Raw genomic sequence first — 1,569 nt, 5'->3', positions numbered from 1 at the left:
GACGAGGCCCTCGGGGGGCAGGGCGGGCATGGGACTCCTTGAGGTCAGGTGCGGTGCGTGGACGGTGGCCTGGCGAGCGGGTCGCGGATTGGGACGCCGCGAGGTGGTGACATCCCTGCGGCGGCGGACTGAATTCGGGGCGGTACGCGAACAGACGGTCGGACGGGATCGATGGCCGGACGAATCGACGGCCGGACGAATCGATGAGCCGACGGAGCCGGTGATCAGTGGGATTCGAGGAAGGCGGCGATGAGTGCCGCCCGCTCCAGCAAGGAGGACAGTGAGGCGTGTTCGTCCTCGCCGTGGGCGCCCGCGCCCGCCGGTCCGAGTCCGTCCACGGTCGGGATGCCGAGCGCACCGGTGAGGTTGGTGTCGCCCGCGCCGCCGGACGAGCCGAGCGGCAGTTTCAGGCCCCACGTGCCGGCCAGCGCTACCAGTTCGGCGGCCAGTGGGTTGGCGGGGTCCATCGCCCAGGCCGGGCGGTGGGACAGCGTCCGCGCGGAGAGAACGGCCCGCTCCCGAACCGGCGTCGGTGTCAGTAGGGCCCCCAGCAGGGCCTGTTCGGTCTCGGGAGTGGCGTAACGCAGGCCGATCTCCGCCTCGGCGTGGTCGGCGACCACGTTGGCCCGGGTGCCGCCGGTGATGGTGCCGACGTTCAGCGCGGCGTCCGGCAAGGAGGCGGCCGTGGCCCGCAACGAGGCGAGCTGGTCGACGAGTTCGTCGATCGCGGAGACGCCGAGGGCGGCGTCGAGACCGGCGTGGGCGCCGACCCCCCGCACGCTCAGCCGGACCCGGGCCACGCCTCTTCGCCCGATCTTCAACGCGCCGCCGGGCAGGGGCGGTTCGAGACCCAGCACCGCGTGGGCGCCTTCGGCGTGCCGGGCCACCAGCCGGCTGCCGTCGGGGCTGCCGATCTCCTCGTCGTTGACCACCACCAGCCGGACCGGACGCCTCGGCGCGGCGCCGGTACGCGACAGCAGGTCCATGGCCAGTTCGACCGCGACCAGGGAACCCTTCATGTCGAAGACGCCGGGGCCGGTGACCGTGTCGCCGTCCTTGGCGAGCGTGAACGGCCGCCGGGCGATCGTGCCGGCCTCGAAGACGGTGTCGCTGTGCGCCACCAGCAGCGTGTGCCCGGTGCCCGGACCGTCGTCCGGTGTCCCGCGGCCGTTCCAGTACGCCACCAGGTGGTCGCCGCCCGGTCCCGACGGGTGTCCGATCCGGTCCGCCGTGGCGGCGAGGCCCGCGGCGAGGTCCTTGCCGAACACGGCCGCGCGGCCGGGGTCCGCGGAGGGCGTCTCCAACGAGACCAGGCGCTCCCAGCGTTCGAGGACGCTGTCGCCGAACGTGCGGGCGAGAGCGAGGAGTTCGGTCGGCTCAGCCATAGCAGTTCTCCACGGCCGAGGTGACCACCCGGGTCAGCGCGCGGAAGCAGCGGATCGCCTCGTACATCGTCGGCAGTGTGAATCGCACGGTCAGCGGGTCGGTCTGGACGACGCCGGGGATGTAGGTGGCGGCGGGTGCCAGGTGGGCGGCGTCGAAGGACACCTCGTAGGTGTAGCCGTGGGC

2 protein-coding genes are annotated in these 1,569 nt (G+C 73.0%); both read right to left on the bottom strand.

All coding sequences use genetic code 11. The features are described 5' to 3' along the window. Nucleotides 1-224: 224 nt before the first annotated feature. Nucleotides 225-1,385, bottom strand: a complete 1,161-nt coding sequence (locus tag FNH09_RS46325; RefSeq protein WP_152895866.1) for a M20/M25/M40 family metallo-hydrolase — start codon at nt 1,383-1,385, stop codon at nt 225-227. After that, nucleotides 1,378-1,569: M55 family metallopeptidase (locus tag FNH09_RS46320; RefSeq protein ID WP_202919902.1), on the bottom strand; the 192-nt coding region annotated here is incomplete at its 5' end. The genes FNH09_RS46320 and FNH09_RS46325, both read right to left, overlap by 8 nt.

This window comes from Streptomyces adustus, from assembly GCF_009377175.1.
In the GTDB taxonomy this organism is placed as follows: domain Bacteria; phylum Actinomycetota; class Actinomycetes; order Streptomycetales; family Streptomycetaceae; genus Streptomyces; species Streptomyces adustus.
This window is presented reverse-complemented; position numbering and strand designations above follow the sequence as displayed.